Annotated in this window: 17 protein-coding genes; 15 read left to right on the forward strand and 2 right to left on the reverse strand. The window is 59.1% G+C overall.

Translation table 11 applies throughout. The features are described 5' to 3' along the window. Positions 1-42: 42 nt before the first annotated feature. Positions 43-2142, reverse strand: a complete 2100-nt coding sequence (locus ACLHZ1_RS16155; protein WP_427262900.1) for a TonB-dependent siderophore receptor — start codon at positions 2140-2142, stop codon at positions 43-45. Positions 2143-2522: 380 nt separating this feature from the next. Between ACLHZ1_RS16155 and mioC the strand changes: the two genes are divergently transcribed. From mioC to glmU, 15 genes are all read left to right on the forward strand, one after another. After that, on the forward strand, positions 2523-2972 hold the full coding sequence (mioC, locus tag ACLHZ1_RS16160) for an FMN-binding protein MioC (RefSeq protein WP_408795775.1): 450 nt from the start codon (positions 2523-2525) through the stop codon (positions 2970-2972). Positions 2973-3490: 518 nt separating this feature from the next. Further along, on the forward strand, positions 3491-5380 hold the full coding sequence (gene mnmG, locus ACLHZ1_RS16165; protein WP_427262901.1) for a tRNA uridine-5-carboxymethylaminomethyl(34) synthesis enzyme MnmG: 1890 nt from the start codon (positions 3491-3493) through the stop codon (positions 5378-5380). 21 nt (positions 5381-5401) lie between these two features. Then, positions 5402-6019 carry a 16S rRNA (guanine(527)-N(7))-methyltransferase RsmG gene (gene rsmG, locus ACLHZ1_RS16170; RefSeq protein ID WP_427262902.1) on the forward strand — a complete coding sequence of 206 codons (618 nt, stop codon included), beginning with the start codon at positions 5402-5404 and terminating at the stop codon, positions 6017-6019. Positions 6020-6053: 34 nt separating this feature from the next. Continuing rightward, the gene (locus tag ACLHZ1_RS16175; protein WP_427262903.1) at positions 6054-6857 is read left to right on the forward strand and encodes a ParA family protein; all 804 of its coding nucleotides are present in this window, start codon (positions 6054-6056) and stop codon (positions 6855-6857) included. Then, positions 6854-7762 (forward strand): ParB/RepB/Spo0J family partition protein, encoded by a 909-nt coding sequence (locus tag ACLHZ1_RS16180; protein ID WP_042000390.1) that lies wholly within the window; start codon positions 6854-6856, stop codon positions 7760-7762. The genes ACLHZ1_RS16175 and ACLHZ1_RS16180 overlap by 4 nt, the downstream gene beginning before the upstream one ends. A gap of 207 nt (positions 7763-7969) precedes the next feature. Continuing rightward, positions 7970-8359: an ATP synthase subunit I gene (locus ACLHZ1_RS16185; protein WP_408795771.1), complete on the forward strand. Its 390-nt coding sequence runs from the start codon at positions 7970-7972 to the stop codon at positions 8357-8359. A gap of 8 nt (positions 8360-8367) precedes the next feature. Then, positions 8368-9147: a F0F1 ATP synthase subunit A gene (atpB, locus tag ACLHZ1_RS16190; RefSeq protein WP_005319615.1), complete on the forward strand. Its 780-nt coding sequence runs from the start codon at positions 8368-8370 to the stop codon at positions 9145-9147. 39 nt (positions 9148-9186) lie between these two features. Then, a complete protein-coding gene (gene atpE, locus ACLHZ1_RS16195) occupies positions 9187-9414 on the forward strand; it encodes a F0F1 ATP synthase subunit C (RefSeq protein WP_370881544.1) in 228 nt (75 codons plus the stop codon). 57 nt (positions 9415-9471) lie between these two features. Continuing rightward, positions 9472-9942: a F0F1 ATP synthase subunit B gene (gene atpF, locus ACLHZ1_RS16200; RefSeq protein ID WP_427262904.1), complete on the forward strand. Its 471-nt coding sequence runs from the start codon at positions 9472-9474 to the stop codon at positions 9940-9942. Positions 9943-9955: 13 nt separating this feature from the next. After that, positions 9956-10489 (forward strand): F0F1 ATP synthase subunit delta, encoded by a 534-nt coding sequence (gene atpH, locus ACLHZ1_RS16205; RefSeq protein ID WP_427262905.1) that lies wholly within the window; start codon positions 9956-9958, stop codon positions 10487-10489. A gap of 15 nt (positions 10490-10504) precedes the next feature. After that, positions 10505-12046 (forward strand): F0F1 ATP synthase subunit alpha, encoded by a 1542-nt coding sequence (atpA, locus tag ACLHZ1_RS16210; RefSeq protein ID WP_427262906.1) that lies wholly within the window; start codon positions 10505-10507, stop codon positions 12044-12046. Positions 12047-12088: 42 nt separating this feature from the next. Then, positions 12089-12955 carry a F0F1 ATP synthase subunit gamma gene (gene atpG / locus ACLHZ1_RS16215; protein WP_042000406.1) on the forward strand — a complete coding sequence of 289 codons (867 nt, stop codon included), beginning with the start codon at positions 12089-12091 and terminating at the stop codon, positions 12953-12955. Between the two features lie 33 nt (positions 12956-12988). Then, positions 12989-14377, forward strand: a complete 1389-nt coding sequence (atpD, locus tag ACLHZ1_RS16220) for a F0F1 ATP synthase subunit beta (protein ID WP_427262907.1) — start codon at positions 12989-12991, stop codon at positions 14375-14377. 18 nt (positions 14378-14395) lie between these two features. Further along, positions 14396-14821: a F0F1 ATP synthase subunit epsilon gene (locus ACLHZ1_RS16225; protein WP_042000414.1), complete on the forward strand. Its 426-nt coding sequence runs from the start codon at positions 14396-14398 to the stop codon at positions 14819-14821. 93 nt (positions 14822-14914) lie between these two features. Beyond that, positions 14915-16276 (forward strand): bifunctional UDP-N-acetylglucosamine diphosphorylase/glucosamine-1-phosphate N-acetyltransferase GlmU, encoded by a 1362-nt coding sequence (glmU, locus tag ACLHZ1_RS16230; RefSeq protein WP_427262908.1) that lies wholly within the window; start codon positions 14915-14917, stop codon positions 16274-16276. 50 nt (positions 16277-16326) lie between these two features. Here glmU and creD read toward each other — a convergent pair whose 3' ends face one another. Then, entirely contained in the window at positions 16327-17646 is a 1320-nt protein-coding gene (creD, locus tag ACLHZ1_RS16235; RefSeq protein WP_427262909.1) for a cell envelope integrity protein CreD, read from the reverse strand. Between the last annotated feature and the right edge of the window lie 24 nt (positions 17647-17670).

The raw sequence follows: 17670 nt of genomic DNA on the forward strand, positions 1-17670 counted from the left end.
AAGAAGGAGGGCGGGAGCTAATGCCCCCGCCCGGCCTGGTGCTTACCAGCGGTAGTTGACAGAGCCGACTATGCTGCGCGGCTCGCCGTAGTAGCAGTAGTAGTCACAGCTCGCCACATAGGTGTCGTTCAGCAGGTTGTTGACGTTGATCTGGGCTCGCCAGTTCTTGGCGAAGTCATACCCGATCATCGCATCCCATACGGTCTGGGCCGGCACCTGGGCGGAACCATAGATGGGGGTGTAGTCCGCATTCACCGCGCCTATGCCGACGCTGGAGCCGATATAGCGCACCCCGGTGCCCAGTTCCAGCCCGGAGACCGGCCCCTGCTGCACCTGGTAGTTGCCCCAGAAGGAGGCCTGGTGGCGCGGGATCAGGCTGGCACGACGATCGCCATCGCCGGTGTCGTTGGTCTTGGCATCGGTGTAGGTATAGGCAGCGGTCAGACGCAGCGCCTCGGTGGCCTGCACGCTCCCCTCCAGTTCCACGCCCCGGGAGGTCACTTCGCCGGCCTGGGTCTGCTGACCTGAGCCTGTAGAGACCAGCGAGTTGGTCTGCTCCAGATCGAACAGCGCCAGGTTGATGTAACCATCGAGGAAGCTGGGGGCGTACTTGATGCCGGTTTCGTACAGCTTGCCTTCCAGCGGCTTGTAGGAGTTTTTGGTGTTGGGATCTATGCCCGGCAGCACCTCGAACGACTCGGCATAGGCGAAGTAAGGGGAGAGGCCGTTGTCGGCCAGATACATCAGGCTGCCGGAGAGCGAGAGGTTGTCGTCGTACTGTTTCTCGTTCTTGGCGGTGGCTTCGCTGATGTTGTGGGTCTCCACATAGTCGAAGCGGCCCCCTGCGGTCAGCAGCCAGCGATCGTCCCAGCGGATCTGGTGCTGGGCATAGAAGCCGCTCTGACCCTTGGTGCTCTTCTGATGGGTGGTGGTGGACTCGTCGAAACCGGGAAAGCCGCCGTGATCCGGGTGCAGGGTATCGATGGATCCCATGCCGTAGTTGTCGGCTTCCTGACCTTCGTTCACGTGACGCTGCAGATCCATCCCCAGCAGCAGGGTCTGTTCGGTGCGGTCCGTGTTCCAGTAGCCCACCAGCTGGTTGTCCATGGTGCCACTCTTGGTGTCGCCATCACGATAGACCAGACCGCGGTAGGCGGTGGTGCCCTCATAGGTCGGGAAGATATAGGTCTGGCGCAGCAGCAGATCGTTGTAGTTGAAGCGGACGTTCTGCTTGAACTCCCAGGTCTCGTTGATCTGGTGGGCCAGCTCGTAACCGGCGGAGATCTGGGTGTTGCGGTTGCGATCATAGTCCGGCTGGCTCAGGTTGGTGGCGGGATCGATCTGGCCGCCGGAGGTGTTGAGGGTGCCATAGACAGGGAAGAAGCCGTTGGTGGGCACCCCTTCGTCGTGCAGGAAACTGGCCAGCAGGGTGAGGTTGGTGCGATCCGAGAGATCGAAGGTGACGCTCGGCGCCAGATAGGCGCGCTCGTTGTAGGTGCCATCCAGCACGCCGTCCCGCTCTTTATAGAGCGCCACCATACGGTAGCGGCTGTCATCGGTCAGGGCATCGGACACATCCACCCCGATCTGGCGATGATCCCGGCTGCCCAGTTGCAGATCCAGCAGGCCCTGAGGGGTGGCGGTCGGCTTCTTGCTGATGGCATTGATCACGCCACCGGGAGGCGCCTCGCCGTAGAGGATGGAGGCCGGGCCCTTGAGCACTTCCACGCTCTCGAGGCCGAAGGGCTCAGGGGTCCAGACGTAGTAACCGGTGCCGAACAGGCGGTTGCCGTCGAGGTAATCGGCGGCATTGAAGCCACGCACCTTGAACCAGTTGGTGTTGTTGTCGGAGCCATAGAAACCGGTGAGCACGCCGGAGCGGTAGCGCAGGGACTCGTCGAGCTGCTGCACCCCATGCTGATCCAGCTCCTCGCGGTTGACCACTGAGACGGCGCGGGGGGTCTCGGCCATGGGTACGTCCACCTTCATGGCGGTGCCGGTGACCACCATGGTCTCAGTCGCCTTGGGCAGGACATTCTCCTCGGCCAGGGCAGGCAGGGTACCCAGCAGGCACGCCAGAGGCACCAGACGCCCCAGCAGGGAGAGGGCCGGGGTGAATGAATCTTCTGTTTGAACTGTCATGTTTTAAGTCTCAATTCTTCAATGAGTTGGTTTTATGTTTTTATGAGACGGGCCAGGCCCGCCCGCCGAACGATGCGGCGAATAAAGCAGCGTCATGCTACTACAGGAGGGGATCTCAATCGATTTAATAATTGCCAATCATTCGCATCCGTATTGACAGAGAGCAAGGAGATCCCACTCAGCCGAAGAAAATAGACACAAAAGAGTCTTTCTGGCGGGCGGCCATATATAAGGAAGAGCAGAAGAGGAAAAAGAGTGAGGATCCGAGGCGGGATCTCGATCGCCGACAAGAGGCCGAATATCCCCAAGGCTTATCCATATTTATCCACATGCTTTGGCGGTAGAATCCGGATCCTCACCGCATCAGGAATCAGATAGCCATGGCCAAATTCAACCTCATCGTCGGCTCCATGCTGGGCGCCGCCGAGTATGTCGCCGACCACCTTGCCCAGCAGATCGAACAGGGCGGCCACCAGGCCGAGATCCATAATCCAGCCCGCCTGGCGACCATCATGGCCGAGCCTGACACCATACTGCTGATCGTCACCTCGACCCATGGCGCCGGGGACGTGCCGGACAATCTCCAGCCGTTCGCAAAAGATCTTTCCGAGCAAAAACCGGATCTTGCCGCGTTTCGTTACGGGGTGGTCGCCCTGGGGGACAGCAGCTACGACACCTTCTGCGCCGGCGGCAAGACCCTGGATCGCCTGTTGCACGAGTGCGGAGCCAGCCGGATCGGTGAGCGACTGGAGATAGATGTCACCCGCTACGAGATCCCGGAAGATGCCGCCGAGGCCTGGATCCACCCCTGGCTCGCCTCGATCGCCTGATCAAGAGGGGAGATCCCCGGCCAGGAGACGATCTCCCCTTCCCCGCCTCGATTGACTATCCACCAGGTTATTCACAATTCGATCCGGCAGACTTGTTCTACATGCTTACCCACAGCAATCGGGGGTGATGTGGATAACTACAGCTCAAACCTCTGTAAAACCTATAGTTATCCTATGCACCAGTAATCTACAGATCCGGTGCTGTGTATAAACACCCTGGTTGTCCCCCGGTTCCCCGGGCCAGGATCCAAGCTTTTCCACAGGCTGGGATCGTATTTAAGATAATGATCTTTATGATCAAAAAGTGCTTATCAACAGAAATCCTGGATCCTAATAAAAGATCCAGTAAAAGATCGATCTAAAGATCCTTAAGATCTACTAACGGATCCTGATCTCCCAAAGGCGATCAACTAGACGTTTCACTGAGCACCCGAAACAGATAGAATGTTTGCCCCCTTGATACGGGGTTCTAGACGGCAAACAAAACGATCTCAGGCGTGCAGATCAAGGTGATCCCAATGCAATACCATGAACAATTTGATGTGATCGTCGTCGGTGGCGGTCATGCAGGAACCGAGGCGGCGGCGGCTTCTGCCCGCATGGGCATGAATACCCTGCTGCTGACACACAACATCGATACCCTGGGCCACATGTCGTGCAACCCGGCGATCGGTGGGATCGGTAAGGGACACCTGGTCAAGGAAATCGATGCCCTCGGCGGGATCATGGCGCGTGCCATCGATCTTGGCGGGATCCAGTTCCGCACCCTCAACTCCTCCAAGGGCCCGGCAGTGCGTGCCACCCGCGCCCAGGCGGATCGTCTGCTCTACAAGGCGGCGGTGCGGGAGATGCTGGAGAACCAGCCGAACCTGAAGATCTTCCAGCAGGCCTGTGACGATCTCATCATGGACGGGGATCGCGTCGCCGGTGTCGTGACCCAGAGCGGGATCCGCTTTCACGGCAAGACGGTGGTACTGACCGTCGGCACCTTCCTCAATGGCCTGATCCACATCGGCATGGACAACTACAAGGGCGGCCGCGCCGGGGATCCTCCCTCGATCGCCCTCGCCCAGCGTCTGCGGGAACTGCCCCTGCGCATCGACAGGCTCAAGACGGGCACGCCGCCGCGGATCGATGCTCGCAGCGTCGATTTTTCCGTGATGCAGGCCCAGGCGGGTGACACCCCGACCCCGGTATTCTCCTTCATCGGCGATGCCAGCCAGCATCCGCGCCAGATCTCCTGCTTCGTGACCCATACCAACGAGCAGACCCATGAGGTGATCCGCAACAACCTGGATCGCAGCCCCATGTACGCCGGGGTGATCGAGGGGATCGGGCCCCGTTACTGCCCGTCGATCGAGGACAAGATCACCCGTTTTGCCGACAAGACGGCGCACCAGATCTTCGTGGAGCCGGAAGGGCTGACCACCCACGAGCTCTACCCGAACGGGATCTCCACCAGCCTGCCATTCGACGTGCAGGTGCAGATCGTCCGTTCGATCCGCGGCTTCGAGCATGCCCACATCACCCGTCCCGGCTATGCCATCGAATACGACTTCTTCGATCCGCGGGATCTCAAGGCGAATATGGAGAGCAAGTGCATCCCCAATCTGTTCTTCGCCGGCCAGATCAACGGCACCACCGGCTACGAAGAGGCCGGAGCCCAGGGCCTGCTGGCGGGGCTGAACGCCGCCCTGCGCGCCCAGGACAAGGATCCCTGGCATCCCCGTCGGGATCAGGCCTACATGGGGGTGATGATGGACGATCTCTCCACACTGGGTACCCGTGAGCCCTATCGCATGTTCACCAGCCGTGCTGAATATCGTCTGCTGCTGCGTGAAGACAACGCCGATCTGCGTCTGACGCCGGCCGGCCGCGAGCTGGGTCTGGTGGACGATGAGCGCTGGGCCAGGTTCAACAGCAAGCTGGAGTCGGTGGAGCAGGAGCGTCAGCGTCTGCGCAGCACCTGGATCCATCCCCAGCATGTGGCCGTGCCCGGCATCAATGCCCTGGTCAACACCCCCATCAGCCGCGAACACAGCCTGGAAGAGCTGATGCGTCGCCCGGAAGTGACCTATGACGCCCTGATGGCCATCGAGGGGGTGGGTCCGGCCCTCGCGGATCCGGCCGCCGCCGATCAGGTGGAGATCCAGATCAAGTACGCCGGTTACATCGATCGTCAGCAGGACGAGGTGGAGAAGCAGCTGCGCAACGAAAACACCCTGTTGCCGCTGGATATGGACTATCGCGACGTCAACGGTCTCTCCAACGAGGTGATCGCCAAGCTCAACGATGCCAAGCCCCAGACCATAGGTCAGGCGTCCCGCATCTCCGGTATCACCCCGGCGGCCATCTCCATCCTGCTGGTTCACCTGAAGAAACACGGTTTGCTGCGTAAAACCGCCTGAGGATCCTTGCCCTTGGAAAACATGCTGGAAAGATTGAACGGCCTGCTCGCGCAGGCCGATATCGTTATAACTGAGACTCAAAAGACCCAACTTATCAAGCTGGTCGAGTTGCTGCACAAGTGGAACAAGGCTTACAATCTCACCTCGGTGCGCGAGCCTGACGCCATGCTGGTCAAGCATATCCTCGACAGCCTGGTGGTGAGCCCTCACCTGCGCGGTGAGCGTTTCATCGACGTGGGGACAGGCCCCGGTCTGCCGGGCCTGCCGCTGGCCATCATCAACCCGGACAAGCAGTTCGTGCTGCTCGACAGCCTGGGCAAGCGGATCAGCTTCATCCGCCAGGTGATCCAGGAGCTGGGTCTCACCAACGTGACCCCTGTGCTGAGCCGGGTGGAAGCCTATCAGCCCGAACAGGGCTTCGATGGCGTGCTGAGCCGGGCCTTCGCCTCCCTGGAGGACATGCTGACCTGGTGTCACCACCTGCCGTCTGCCCAGGGCAGCTTCCTGGCGCTCAAGGGACAATACCCGGCGCAGGAACTGGCCCAGTTGCCGGCCAACATCCGCCTGGTGGCCTCCCATCCCCTGGTGGTGCCCGAGCTGGAAGGCGAGCGTCACCTGCTGGAGTTTAAAACCATCTAGCCCGCTTGGGCTGCCGTTTCATTGAGGGGATAGTGTGGGAAAAGTCATCGCCATAGCCAACCAGAAGGGTGGGGTCGGAAAAACCACCACCTGCGTGAACCTGGCGGCCTCCATGGCGGCTACTCGCCGCAAGGTGCTGGTGATCGATCTGGATCCCCAGGGCAATGCCACCATGGGCAGCGGCGTCGACAAGTATGACGTCGAGCGTACCGCCTACGAGCTGCTGATCGAAGATATCCCGGTGCGGGAGGTGATCGTCACCGACACCTCCGGCGGCTATCACCTGATCGCCGCCAACGCCGACGTGACCGCGGCCGAAATCCGTCTCATGGAGTTCTTCGCCCGGGAGATCCGGCTGCGCAACGCCATCGCCTCGGTGCGCGACAAATACGATTACATCTTCATCGACTGCCCCCCCTCCCTCAACATGTTGACCGTCAACGCCATGGCCGCCGCCGACTCTGTGCTGGTGCCCATGCAGTGCGAATACTATGCCCTGGAGGGGCTGACGGCCCTGGTCGACACCATCAGCAAGCTGGCCGCCGTGGTCAATCCGGATCTCAAGATCGAGGGGGTGCTGCGCACCATGTTCGATCACCGCAACCGGCTGGCCAATGATGTGTCCGATCAGCTTAAACAGCACTTCGGGGACAAGGTCTATCGCACCATCATCCCCCGCAACGTGCGGCTGGCGGAGGCGCCGAGCTTCGGAGCCCCGGCCATGCACTATGACAAATCATCGGTGGGTGCCAAGGCCTATCTGGCTCTGGCTGGCGAGATACTGCGCCGCCAGGAGCAGGCGCCACAGGCGGCCATCGCAGATCGAGAGAGCATATGACCCCGAAAAAACGTGGTCTGGGCAAGGGGCTGGATGCCCTGCTCAGCACCAGCACGGCCGCGCGCCAGAAACAGGTGATGAGCGATCAGCGCACCGAAGAGGCCATGGCCCCTGCCCCCCAGGGGGAGCTGCGCAAGCTGCCGGTGGAGTGGCTGCGTTCGGGCAAGTACCAGCCGCGCAAGGATATGTCCCAGGACGCGCTGGACGATCTCGCCAACTCCATTCGCGCCCAGGGGGTGATCCAGCCCATAGTGGTGCGTCCCCTCGGCGAGCAATCGTTTGAGATCATCGCCGGCGAGCGGCGCTGGCGCGCCTCCCAGCTCGCCCGGCTCGAGGTGGTGCCCTGCATCGTCAAGGATGTGCCCGACGAGGCCGCCGTGGCCATCGCCCTGATCGAGAACATCCAGCGCGAAGATCTCAATGCCATCGAGGAAGCCGTCGCCCTGCAGCGGCTGCTGACCGAGTTTGAGCTGACCCACCAGCAGGTGGCCGAGGCGGTGGGCAAGTCTCGCACCACGGTCACCAACCTGCTGCGCCTCAATCAGCTCAACGACGACGTGAAGCGCTTCGTGGAGCATGGCGACCTCGACATGGGTCATGCCCGCGCCCTGCTGGCCCTGAGCGGCCCGGCCCAGTCCGAGCTGGCCAAGCTGGTGGCCCAGAAGGGCTTGACCGTGCGAGATACCGAGCGCTTGGTGCAAAAAACATTGGAACCGGCAAAAACCAGGGTTGAACCGGTTCGGGATCCGCAATTTGCTTACCTCGAGCGTCAGATTTCCGAAAAAATTGGCAATCAGGTGCAATTGCAGCAAGGCAAACAGGATAGTGGCAAGTTAGTAATAAGTTACGAGAACTTGGCCGATTTGGATCGGGTTTTGGGCTATTTTGGCCTGTCAGAATCGTGATTTTTACGCTTTGTGTAGTAATAAAACATCCATTCCTTTCGATATGAACCTAACCTTAATTTTGTGCGGAAAGCCGCAAAATTTAAGGGTTTTTGCCATGTTGCAATAGCTGTCTTCAAGGGTATAATTTGACCGGCTTTTGGGGCTGTAAATTCGTACATGCCAACATGTCGTTTTTTACAGTTCTGTAATGTTCAGGGGGCGTAGGTGAAGCAGAAATTGGCCTGGAAAGGTTTGACACTGGCCCTGGCGATGATTGCTTGCCAACTCACCCTGATCCTGGCTGTGAGTGCCGCTTGGGTTCACCTTAGGGGCATTTCGGCTGGATATGCGTCCCTCTATGGGGGAGGCATATACCTGATTCCACAACTCCTGTTCAGTCTGTTTACGCTGAACCGGAACCTCGGCCCCGGGAGTGCGGGCTGGGTATTGTGGGATTTTTATGTTGGAGCAGGGATCAAGCTGGTAAGTACCGTCGCACTCTTCGTGGCAGTGCTCTCGTACGTCGAGGTGGATCACCTTCCCCTCTATGTCACCTATTCGCTCTCCCTGTTTTTCCAATGGGTCATCACGATCGTTCTCAATAACCGCTACTAGGAAAACTCATGGCTGCAACCGGAGAAGCCCTGACTACTCAGGGATACATCTCCCACCACCTGCACCATCTGCAAGTGGGTTCGGGGTTCTGGACGGTAAATATCGACTCCATGATATTTTCCGTTATCCTCGGCGCTCTGTTTATCTGGATATTCCGCAAGGTGGCTGCTACGGCGACCAGCGGTGTACCTGGCAAGCTTCAGTGTTTTGTAGAAATGGTTGTCGAGTTTGTGGATGACACCGTCAAGGGTATCTTCCACGGTAAGAGCAAGCTGATCGCTCCGCTGGCACTGACCGTGTTCATCTGGGTTTTCCTGATGAACTTGATGGATCTCATCCCGGTTGACTACCTGCCCTACACGGCACAAGTGCTGGGCATCCCCTACTTGCGAGTAGTTCCTTCCGCCGATGTTAACATCACCATGTCCATGGCCCTGGGTGTCTTCGCCTTGATCATCATCTACAGCATCAAGATGAAGGGCGTCTCGGGTTTTGTGAAAGAGTTGACCCTCAACCCTTTCAATCACTGGGCACTGATCCCTGTTAACCTCGCGTTGGAGTTGGTTACCCTGCTGTCCAAGCCCATCTCTCTGGGTCTGCGTCTGTTTGGTAACATGTATGCCGGTGAACTGGTGTTTATCCTGATCGCTGGTCTGCTACCGTGGTGGTCCCAATGGCTCCTTAGTGTGCCCTGGGCGCTGTTCCACATTCTGGTAATTACTCTGCAAGCCTTTATCTTCATGGTATTGACCATTGTCTATTTGTCGATGGCCAGTGAAGACCATTAATCCTGTTACGTTTACTAGCTCTGTTTGGAGAATATAAAGATGGAAATGATTTACTTCGCCGCTGCAATCATGCTGGGTATGGCCGCTGTTGGTGCCGCTATCGGTATCTCTCTGCTGGGTGGCAAGTTCCTGGAAGGCGCCGCTCGTCAACCTGACCTGATGCCCATCCTGCGTACCAACTTCTTCATCGTAATGGGTCTGGTCGACGCAATCCCGATGATCGTGGTCGGTATGGCTCTGTACCTGATCTTCGGGGTTGCTGCCTGATAAGTGATGCGGTTGTTATCACTTTCTTTTTAAATTTCATATAGAGAGGTCTTGGTTGTGAGTATCAATGCCACCCTCCTCGGTCAGACACTTGCTTTCATCATTTTTGTCTGGTGCTGCATGAAGTTCGTATGGCCGCCGCTGATGGCTGCCATCGAAGCCCGTCAGAAAGCTATCTCTGACGGACTCTCTTCTGCAGAGCGTGCCAAAAAAGATCTGGACTTGGCCAAGGCCAACGCCACCGATCAGCTGAAAGAAGCCAAGCGTCAGGCTGCCGAAATCATTGAACAGGCCAACAAACGCAAGGCCCAGATCATCGATGAGGCGGCAACCGGTGCCCAGGCTGAGCGGGAGAAAATCCTGGCTCAAGGCCGTGCCGAGATCGACGCTGAACGTCATCGTGCCAAAGAAGAACTGCGCAAGCAGGTTGCTGCTCTTGCCATTGCGGGCGCAGAGAAGATCCTGGCGCGCCACATCGACCAGGCTGCCAACAGCGACATCGTCGACAAACTGGTAGCAGAACTGTAACGGGAACGGGGCCATGTCTGAACTGACTACTATCGCTCGCCCCTACGCCAAGGCTGCTTTCGAGTTTGCCGTTGAGCACAAGGCGGTTGACCAATGGCTGGAGATGCTCGATTTCGCGGCGCAAGTCGTCGAAAACGAGACCATCCACTCCATGGTACACGGCTCTGTGGCTGCCGAGTCCCTCGCAAACCTGTTTGTGAGTGTCTGCGGTGAACAACTCGACGCGCATGGCCAGAACCTGATCCGGGTGATGGCTGAGAATGGTCGCTTGGGTGTGCTGCCGGCTGTCGTGACCGAATATATATTGCTCAAGGCTGAACTCGACAAAGAAGTTCAGGCTGACGTGATTTCGGCACACGAACTGACCGACCAGCAGAAGGCCGCTATTCAGGCTTCTCTGGAGCAACGTCTCGCACGCAAAGTGAAGCTGAATTGCAGCATGGATGCGTCCTTGATGGCCGGAGTGCTCATCAAGGCCGGAGATCTGGTTATCGACGGCACCGTCCGCGGTAAGCTGGATCGCATGGCCGACGCGCTGCAATCTTGATTGGGGTATTAGAGCATGCAACTGAATTCCACTGAAATCGCCGAGCTTATCAAGCAGCGCATCGCGCAGTTTGATGTCAAGAGCGAAGCGCGCAACGAAGGTACCATCGTCTCCGTAAGCGACGGTATCATTCGTATCCACGGTCTGGCCGATGCCATGCAGGGTGAAATGATCGAGCTGCCGGGCAACCGCTTCGCTCTGGCATTGAACCTGGAGCGTGACTCCGTCGGTGCCGTGGTCATGGGTCCCTACGCCGATCTGGCCGAAGGGATGAAAGTAAAAGGGACTGGCCGCATTCTGGAAGTGCCGGTCGGTCGTGGTCTGTTGGGCCGGGTGGTCAACACCCTGGGTCAGCCTATCGACGGTAAGGGTCCCATCGACAACGACGGCTTCTCGCCGATCGAAGTGATCGCACCGGGAGTTATCGAGCGTAAGTCTGTTGACCAGCCTGTCCAGACCGGCCTGAAAGCCATCGATGCCATGATCCCCATCGGTCGTGGCCAGCGTGAGCTGATCATCGGTGACCGTCAGGTGGGCAAGACCGCCATCGCCATCGACACCATCATCAACCAGAAAGACTCTGGGATTAAGTGTGTGTACGTCGCGATCGGCCAGAAGGCTTCCACCATCGCCAACGTGGTGCGCAAGCTGGAAGAGCATGGCGCCCTGGCCAACACCATAGTCGTGGTTGCCTCCGCGTCCGAAGCCGCTGCCCTGCAGTACCTGGCGCCCTATGCCGGTTGCTCCATGGGTGAGTACTTCCGTGACCGCGGCGAAGACGCGCTCATCATCTATGATGACCTGTCCAAGCAAGCCGTGGCCTACCGCCAGATCTCCCTGCTGCTGCGCCGTCCGCCAGGACGCGAAGCTTACCCGGGTGACGTCTTCTATCTGCACTCCCGTCTGCTCGAGCGCGCTTCCCGCGTCAACGTCGAGTACGTCGAGAAGTTCACCAAGGGTGCCGTGACTGGCCAGACCGGTTCGCTGACCGCGCTGCCGATCATCGAAACCCAGGCCGGTGACGTGTCTGCGTTCGTTCCGACCAACGTGATCTCCATCACCGATGGTCAGATCTTCCTGACCACTCAGCTGTTCAACTCCGGTATTCGTCCGGCGGTTGACCCGGGTATCTCCGTATCCCGGGTAGGTGGCGCGGCCCAGACCAAGATCGTCAAGAAGCTGTCCGGTGGTATCCGTACCGCCCTGGCCCAGTACCGCGAGCTGGCGGCCTTCGCCCAGTTCTCTTCCGATCTGGACGAGGCGACCCGCAAGCAGCTGGACCACGGTCAGAAAGTGACCGAGCTGATGAAGCAGAAACAGTACTCTCCGATGAGCGTGGCCCAGCAATCCCTGGTGCTGTTCGCCGCCGAGAAGGGTTACCTCTCCGATGTCGAAATCGCCAAGATCGTCGACTTCGAAGCCGCTCTGCTCTCTTACGCCAATACCCAGCATGGCGAGCTGATGGCTGAGATCAATGCCAAGGCCGACTACAACGATGACATCGTTGGCAAGCTGACTGCGTTGCTCGATACCTTCAAGGCAACCCAGACCTGGTAAGCGTGTGTGGCAGCGCAAGCTGCCACCTGATGGAGAGAAGAGATGGCCGGCGCAAAAGAGATACGTAACAAGATCGGGAGTGTGAAGAACACTCAGAAGATCACCGGCGCTATGGAAATGGTGGCAGCAAGCAAGATGCGCCGTGCGCAGGAACGCATGTCTGCCAGCCGTCCGTACGCTGAAACCATGCGCAAGGTGATCGGCCATATCGCCCAGGGGAACTTGGAATACAAGCACCCCTACCTCATGGAACGTGAGGTCAAGCGAGTGGGTTACATCGTCGTCTCCACCGACCGTGGCCTGTGTGGCGGCCTGAACATCAACCTGTTCAAGGCAGCCCTCAATGATATGAAGCAATGGAGCGCGAAAGGAGCCAAGGTTGACCTGGCTCTGATCGGCAACAAGGCCTCCGGCTTCTTTCAGCGGCACGGTGCCAAGGTGCAAGCCCATGTCTCCGGACTGGGTGACAACCCGAGCATCAATGACCTGATCGGTTCAGTGAAGGTCATGCTGAAGGCGTACGACAACGGTGAGATAGACAAGCTGTATCTGGTGTACAACAAGTTCGTGAACACCATGGTGCAGCAACCCCGAGTCGATCAATTGCTGCCTTTGCCCGTAACAGAAGACAGCAAGCTCGCCAAGAAGCACCACTGGGATTACCTCTATGAGCCGGATCCCAAGAAGCTGCTGGATACCCTGCTGATTCGCTATGTCGAGTCCCAGGTGTACCAGGGCGTGGTGGAAAACTTGGCCAGCGAACAGGCAGCCCGAATGGTTGCCATGCAAGCCGCGACTGACAACGCCGGCAACCTGATTAACGATCTGCAACTGGTATACAACAAGGCCCGTCAGGCCAGTATCACCCAGGAGCTGACAGAGATCGTTTCCGGTGCTGCTGCGGTGTAAGGCAAGGGTTATCAAAGGTTTAGAGGATTTGACATGAGTAATGGTTTCATCGTCCAAATCATCGGCGCTGTGGTGGACATCGAGTTCCCGCAGAATGCCGTGCCCAAGGTGTACGATGCTCTGAGCGTCGTCAGCGAAGGTCAAGGCCAGGGTCTGGTGCTGGAAGTGCAGCAGCAGATCGGTGGCGGTGTCGTACGCTGCATCACCATGGGTTCCTCCGACGGTCTGCGTCGTGGGTTGGAAGTAGTTAATACCGGCAAGGCAATCCAGGTACCGGTCGGTACCTCGACCCTGGGCCGCATCATGAACGTACTGGGCGAGCCCATCGACGAGAAGGGTCCGATCGGCGAAGAAGAGCGTTGGTCCATCCACCGCGAAGCCCCCAGCTACGAAGATCAGTCCAACAGCAACGACCTGCTGGAGACCGGCATCAAGGTTATCGACCTGGTATGCCCGTTCGCCAAGGGTGGTAAGGTCGGTCTGTTCGGCGGCGCCGGTGTCGGCAAGACCGTCAACATGATGGAACTGATCCGTAACATCGCCATCGAGCACAGCGGTTACTCCGTGTTCGCCGGTGTCGGTGAGCGTACCCGTGAGGGTAACGACTTCTACCACGAGATGATGGAGTCCAACGTACTGGACAAGGTATCTCTGGTTTACGGTCAGATGAACGAGCCGCCCGGAAACCGTCTGCGCGTGGCGCTGACCGGCCTGACCATGGCCGAGAAGTTCCGTGACGAGGGCCGTGACGTCTTGTTCTTCGTGGACAACATCTACCGTTACACCCTGGCGGGTACCGAAGTATCCGCACTGCTGGGCCGTATGCCCTCCGCAGTAGGTTACCAGCCGACCCTGGCCGAGGAGATGGGCGTTCTGCAGGAACGTATCACCTCCACCAAGACAGGTTCCATCACCTCAGTCCAGGCCGTTTACGTGCCTGCGGATGACTTGACCGACCCGTCTCCGGCGACCACCTTCGCCCACCTGGATGCGACCGTGGTACTGTCCCGTCAGATCGCGGCACTGGGTATCTACCCGGCCGTTGACCCGCTGGACTCCACCTCCCGTCAGCTGGATCCGCTGGTGGTTGGCAAGGAGCACTACGAGACTGCTCGTGGCGTTCAGACCGTGCTGCAGCGCTACAAGGAGCTGAAGGACATCATCGCCATCCTGGGTATGGATGAACTGTCAGAAGAAGACAAACTGACCGTCGCCCGTGCCCGTAAGATCGAGCGTTTCCTGTCCCAGCCGTTCTTCGTGGCCGAAGTATTTACCGGTTCTCCGGGCAAATACGTGCCGCTGAAAGAGACCATCCGTGGTTTCCAGGGCATCCTGAAAGGCGAGTATGACGATCTGCCCGAGCAGGCGTTCTACATGGTTGGCGGTATCGACGAAGTCGTCGAGAAAGCCAAGAAACTGTAAGCCTCGATAGGAGGGCCCATGGCTGAGATATCCTTTCACCTGGACGTGGTGAGCGCCGAAGGAAAGCTGTTTTCCGGTCGCGTACAATCTGCCCAGGTATCAGGCTCCGAGGGTGAGCTGGGTCTCCGCCACGGTCATGCACCGCTGCTGACGTCCATCAAGCCGGGCCTGGTCCGCTTGGTGAAGCAGAACGGTGATGAAGAGGTGATGTACATCTCCGGCGGCATGCTGGAAGTACAACCCGAAGCCGTGACTGTGCTGGCCGATACCGCGATCCGTGCCGATGACCTGGATGAGGCGAAAGCCCAGGAAGCCAAGCGTCGTGCCGAGGAGCGGATCCACAGCTCCCATGGTGACATCGATTACGCCCAGGCCGCCACCGAGCTGGCCAAGGCGATGGCCCAACTGCGGGTTATCGATATCGTCAAAAAGAATTACCGTTAATAGCGGTACTATCAAAAGCGACCTTCGGGTCGCTTTTTTTTTGCCCGTTCGATAGACTCCGCCGAGCATTTCTTCATGTTTCAAAGGCTGGCTATGTCTCTCAACGTCGTGATCCTGGCTGCGGGTAAAGGTACCCGCATGCGCTCCGTACTGCCCAAGGTGCTGCACCCTGTCGCCAACAAACCCATGGTGTCCCATGTGATCGACACCGCCCGCCAGATAGGGGCCGAGCAACTGCACCTGGTCTATGGCCACGGCGCCGAGCTGCTGAAAGAGCGGATCGCCGCCCCGGATCTGAACTGGGTGTTGCAGGCCCAGCAGCTGGGGACCGGCCATGCCGTCGCCCAGGCGATCCCGTTCTGGAAAGATGAAGACGACGTGCTGGTGCTCTACGGCGACACCCCGCTGATCCAGCCAGAGACACTGCAACGGCTGCTGGCCGCCAAGACCGACGACGGCATGGCGCTGCTGACCGTGGTGCTGGACAACCCCACCGGCTACGGCCGCATCGTCCGTGAAAACGGCCAAGTGGTCGGCATCGTAGAGCAGAAGGATGCCAATGCCGAACAGCTCGCCATCCGCGAGGTGAATACCGGCGTGCTGGTGGCCAAGGGCGCCGATTTGCGTGGCTGGCTGTCCCGTCTGGACAACAAGAACGCCCAGGGGGAGTTCTATCTCACCGACGTCATCGCCATGGCCCATGGGGATGGTTGCCCCATCGCCGCGGTCCATCCGGACAGCGCCATGGAGGTGGAAGGGGCCAACAACCGGGTCCAACTGGCGGCCCTCGAGCGCAGCTATCAGCAGATGCAGGCCGAGAGGCTGATGATCGCCGGCGCTACCCTGATAGACCCCGCCCGCTTCGATCTGCGCGGCACGCTCGAGATCGGTGAAGAGGTGGTGATCGACGTCAACGTCATCATCGAGGGCAGGGTCAAGCTCGGCAACCATGTGCGCATCGGCGCCGGCAGCGTCCTCAAGGATTGCGAGATTGGCGATCACAGCGAGGTGAAGCCCTACTCCGTCATCGAGGGTGCCCTGGTGGCGGATCAGTGCTCGGTCGGCCCCTTCGCCCGCCTGCGCCCGGGGGCCGTGCTGGAGCAGGATGCCCACGTCGGCAACTTCGTCGAGATGAAGAAATCCCGGCTCGGTGTGGGCTCCAAGTGTGGTCATCTGACCTATCTGGGGGATGCGGACATTGGCGCCAAGGTGAACATAGGGGCCGGTACCATCACCTGCAACTACGATGGGGTGAACAAGTTCCAGACCATCATTGAGGATGACGTCTTCGTCGGCTCAGATACCCAGTTGGTGGCGCCGGTGCGCATCGGCAAGGGGGCGACCCTGGGGGCCGGCTCCACCATCACCAAGGATGTGGCCGAGCACGAGCTGGTGATCACCCGGGTGCCCCAGCGCCACATCAAGCACTGGGTCCGTCCGGTCAAGAAGAAGTGATACCCGATCAATAAAATGAAACCGGCGCCCTCAGGGCGCCGGTTTCGTTTTCAGCCCTCCTGGCTCGGGGCAGAGGAAGGGGGCGGGTTGCCCATCACCCCATACCAGTCCAGCTTGCGGGTCAGCCCCATGACCAGCGCCAGGATGGCGAACAGCAGCAGGGCGCCGAGCAACAGGGCTGTCTCCTCGGCCTGCAGCAGGCCGAACAGGATGGCGTAGACAAGCCCCAGCAGGGCGGCGAATCCCACTCCCTGTTTCGGGCCGCCCAGCACATGGCTCAGGTAGAAGCCGTTGAGCGATACGCTGGCGAGGCTGGCGACCAGATAGGCCCAACCAAAGCCCAGGTGCTCGGTCAGCGCCAGCAGCACCAGATAGAAGATGGCCAGCCCCATGCCCACCAGGGCGTACTGGATAGGGTGCACCCTCAGTCCCTTGAGCAGCTCGAACATAAAGAAGCTGAGGAAGGTGAGGCCGATGAACAGCAGGGCATACTTGGCCGCCCGCTCGTTCAGCTGATAGTGATCCACCGGCTGCACCAGGCTGACGCTGAAGCTGGGCAGACGTTCCGAGTCCCTCTGGATCATCTCGTGGAACTTGTTTTCCATGTCTGTGGCAAACCAGCTGGTCTGCCAATCGGCATTGAAACCTTGCTCGTTTACGGTGCGGATGGCTGGCAGGAAATCACCGAGGAAGTTGGGGTGGGGCCAGTTACCAGACAAGACCAGCTTGCTGTCACGACCGACCGGGATCAGGGTGAATTTCTCCATGCCCTGCAGGGAAATCCTGACATCGAATTTCCCTCCTTGCAGTTGTCTGGTCGTCAGCGGGACATGCACGCCGGGCAGGGTGCCAAGCCGGGATCCGGGGGTGACGGTCAGTGGCTCGTTGTTGAGGGTGATGGTCGGGATCTGAGTAATGCCGCGCGCATCTGAGACGGTCAGGCTGAGATAGGGTTGGCCGGGAACGCTGTTGCGTGGGGGCTGCCAATCAGGGAGTGCTGGCAATTGGCCGGTGAGAGTGACGTTGGCCTGATACACCTGGGCCTGGTAGATGCCAAGCTTGCGTGGCGTGACCTCCATGTTAGCCGTGGCAATGAGCTGTTCTGGCAACAGGTAGCGGTAGCGTGTCTCCACCTCCCTCCTGGTTTCCTTGCCATCGGTCAGGATCAGTTCGCGTGTGTAGGGGAGGACGATGACGGGGCCCGTTAGGCGCTGCGGTCCACTCGTACTGGCCATTATCTGTTTGATGGCTTGTGAGCGGTAAACTTGGCGCTCCCGGTTCAGCTCCATGATGGCGTGAACCGGGATCATCATCAGCAGGCTGAGCAACGGCAACAGCACTATCTTGTGGGTGAAAATCTGTTTGACCATGACGCCTCTCCTTGTTGTTGAACG

The organism is Aeromonas sobria (assembly GCF_050266975.1).
GTDB lineage: Bacteria > Pseudomonadota > Gammaproteobacteria > Enterobacterales > Aeromonadaceae > Aeromonas > Aeromonas sobria_B.

What these genes read in the sequence shown, in the direction of transcription:
- creD (WP_427262909.1), bottom strand. Translation starts at nt 17,646, where the DNA reads ATGGTCAAACAGATTTTCACCCACAAGATAGTGCTGTTGCCGTTGCTC.
- ACLHZ1_RS16180 (WP_042000390.1), top strand. Translation starts at nt 6,854, where the DNA reads ATGACCCCGAAAAAACGTGGTCTGGGCAAGGGGCTGGATGCCCTGCTC.
- mioC (WP_408795775.1), top strand. Translation starts at nt 2,523, where the DNA reads ATGGCCAAATTCAACCTCATCGTCGGCTCCATGCTGGGCGCCGCCGAG.
- atpB (WP_005319615.1), top strand. Translation starts at nt 8,368, where the DNA reads ATGGCTGCAACCGGAGAAGCCCTGACTACTCAGGGATACATCTCCCAC.
- atpA (WP_427262906.1), top strand. Translation starts at nt 10,505, where the DNA reads ATGCAACTGAATTCCACTGAAATCGCCGAGCTTATCAAGCAGCGCATC.
- mnmG (WP_427262901.1), top strand. Translation starts at nt 3,491, where the DNA reads ATGCAATACCATGAACAATTTGATGTGATCGTCGTCGGTGGCGGTCAT.
- ACLHZ1_RS16155 (WP_427262900.1), bottom strand. Translation starts at nt 2,142, where the DNA reads ATGACAGTTCAAACAGAAGATTCATTCACCCCGGCCCTCTCCCTGCTG.
- glmU (WP_427262908.1), top strand. Translation starts at nt 14,915, where the DNA reads ATGTCTCTCAACGTCGTGATCCTGGCTGCGGGTAAAGGTACCCGCATG.
- atpH (WP_427262905.1), top strand. Translation starts at nt 9,956, where the DNA reads ATGTCTGAACTGACTACTATCGCTCGCCCCTACGCCAAGGCTGCTTTC.
- atpG (WP_042000406.1), top strand. Translation starts at nt 12,089, where the DNA reads ATGGCCGGCGCAAAAGAGATACGTAACAAGATCGGGAGTGTGAAGAAC.
- ACLHZ1_RS16225 (WP_042000414.1), top strand. Translation starts at nt 14,396, where the DNA reads ATGGCTGAGATATCCTTTCACCTGGACGTGGTGAGCGCCGAAGGAAAG.
- atpE (WP_370881544.1), top strand. Translation starts at nt 9,187, where the DNA reads ATGGAAATGATTTACTTCGCCGCTGCAATCATGCTGGGTATGGCCGCT.
- atpD (WP_427262907.1), top strand. Translation starts at nt 12,989, where the DNA reads ATGAGTAATGGTTTCATCGTCCAAATCATCGGCGCTGTGGTGGACATC.
- rsmG (WP_427262902.1), top strand. Translation starts at nt 5,402, where the DNA reads ATGCTGGAAAGATTGAACGGCCTGCTCGCGCAGGCCGATATCGTTATA.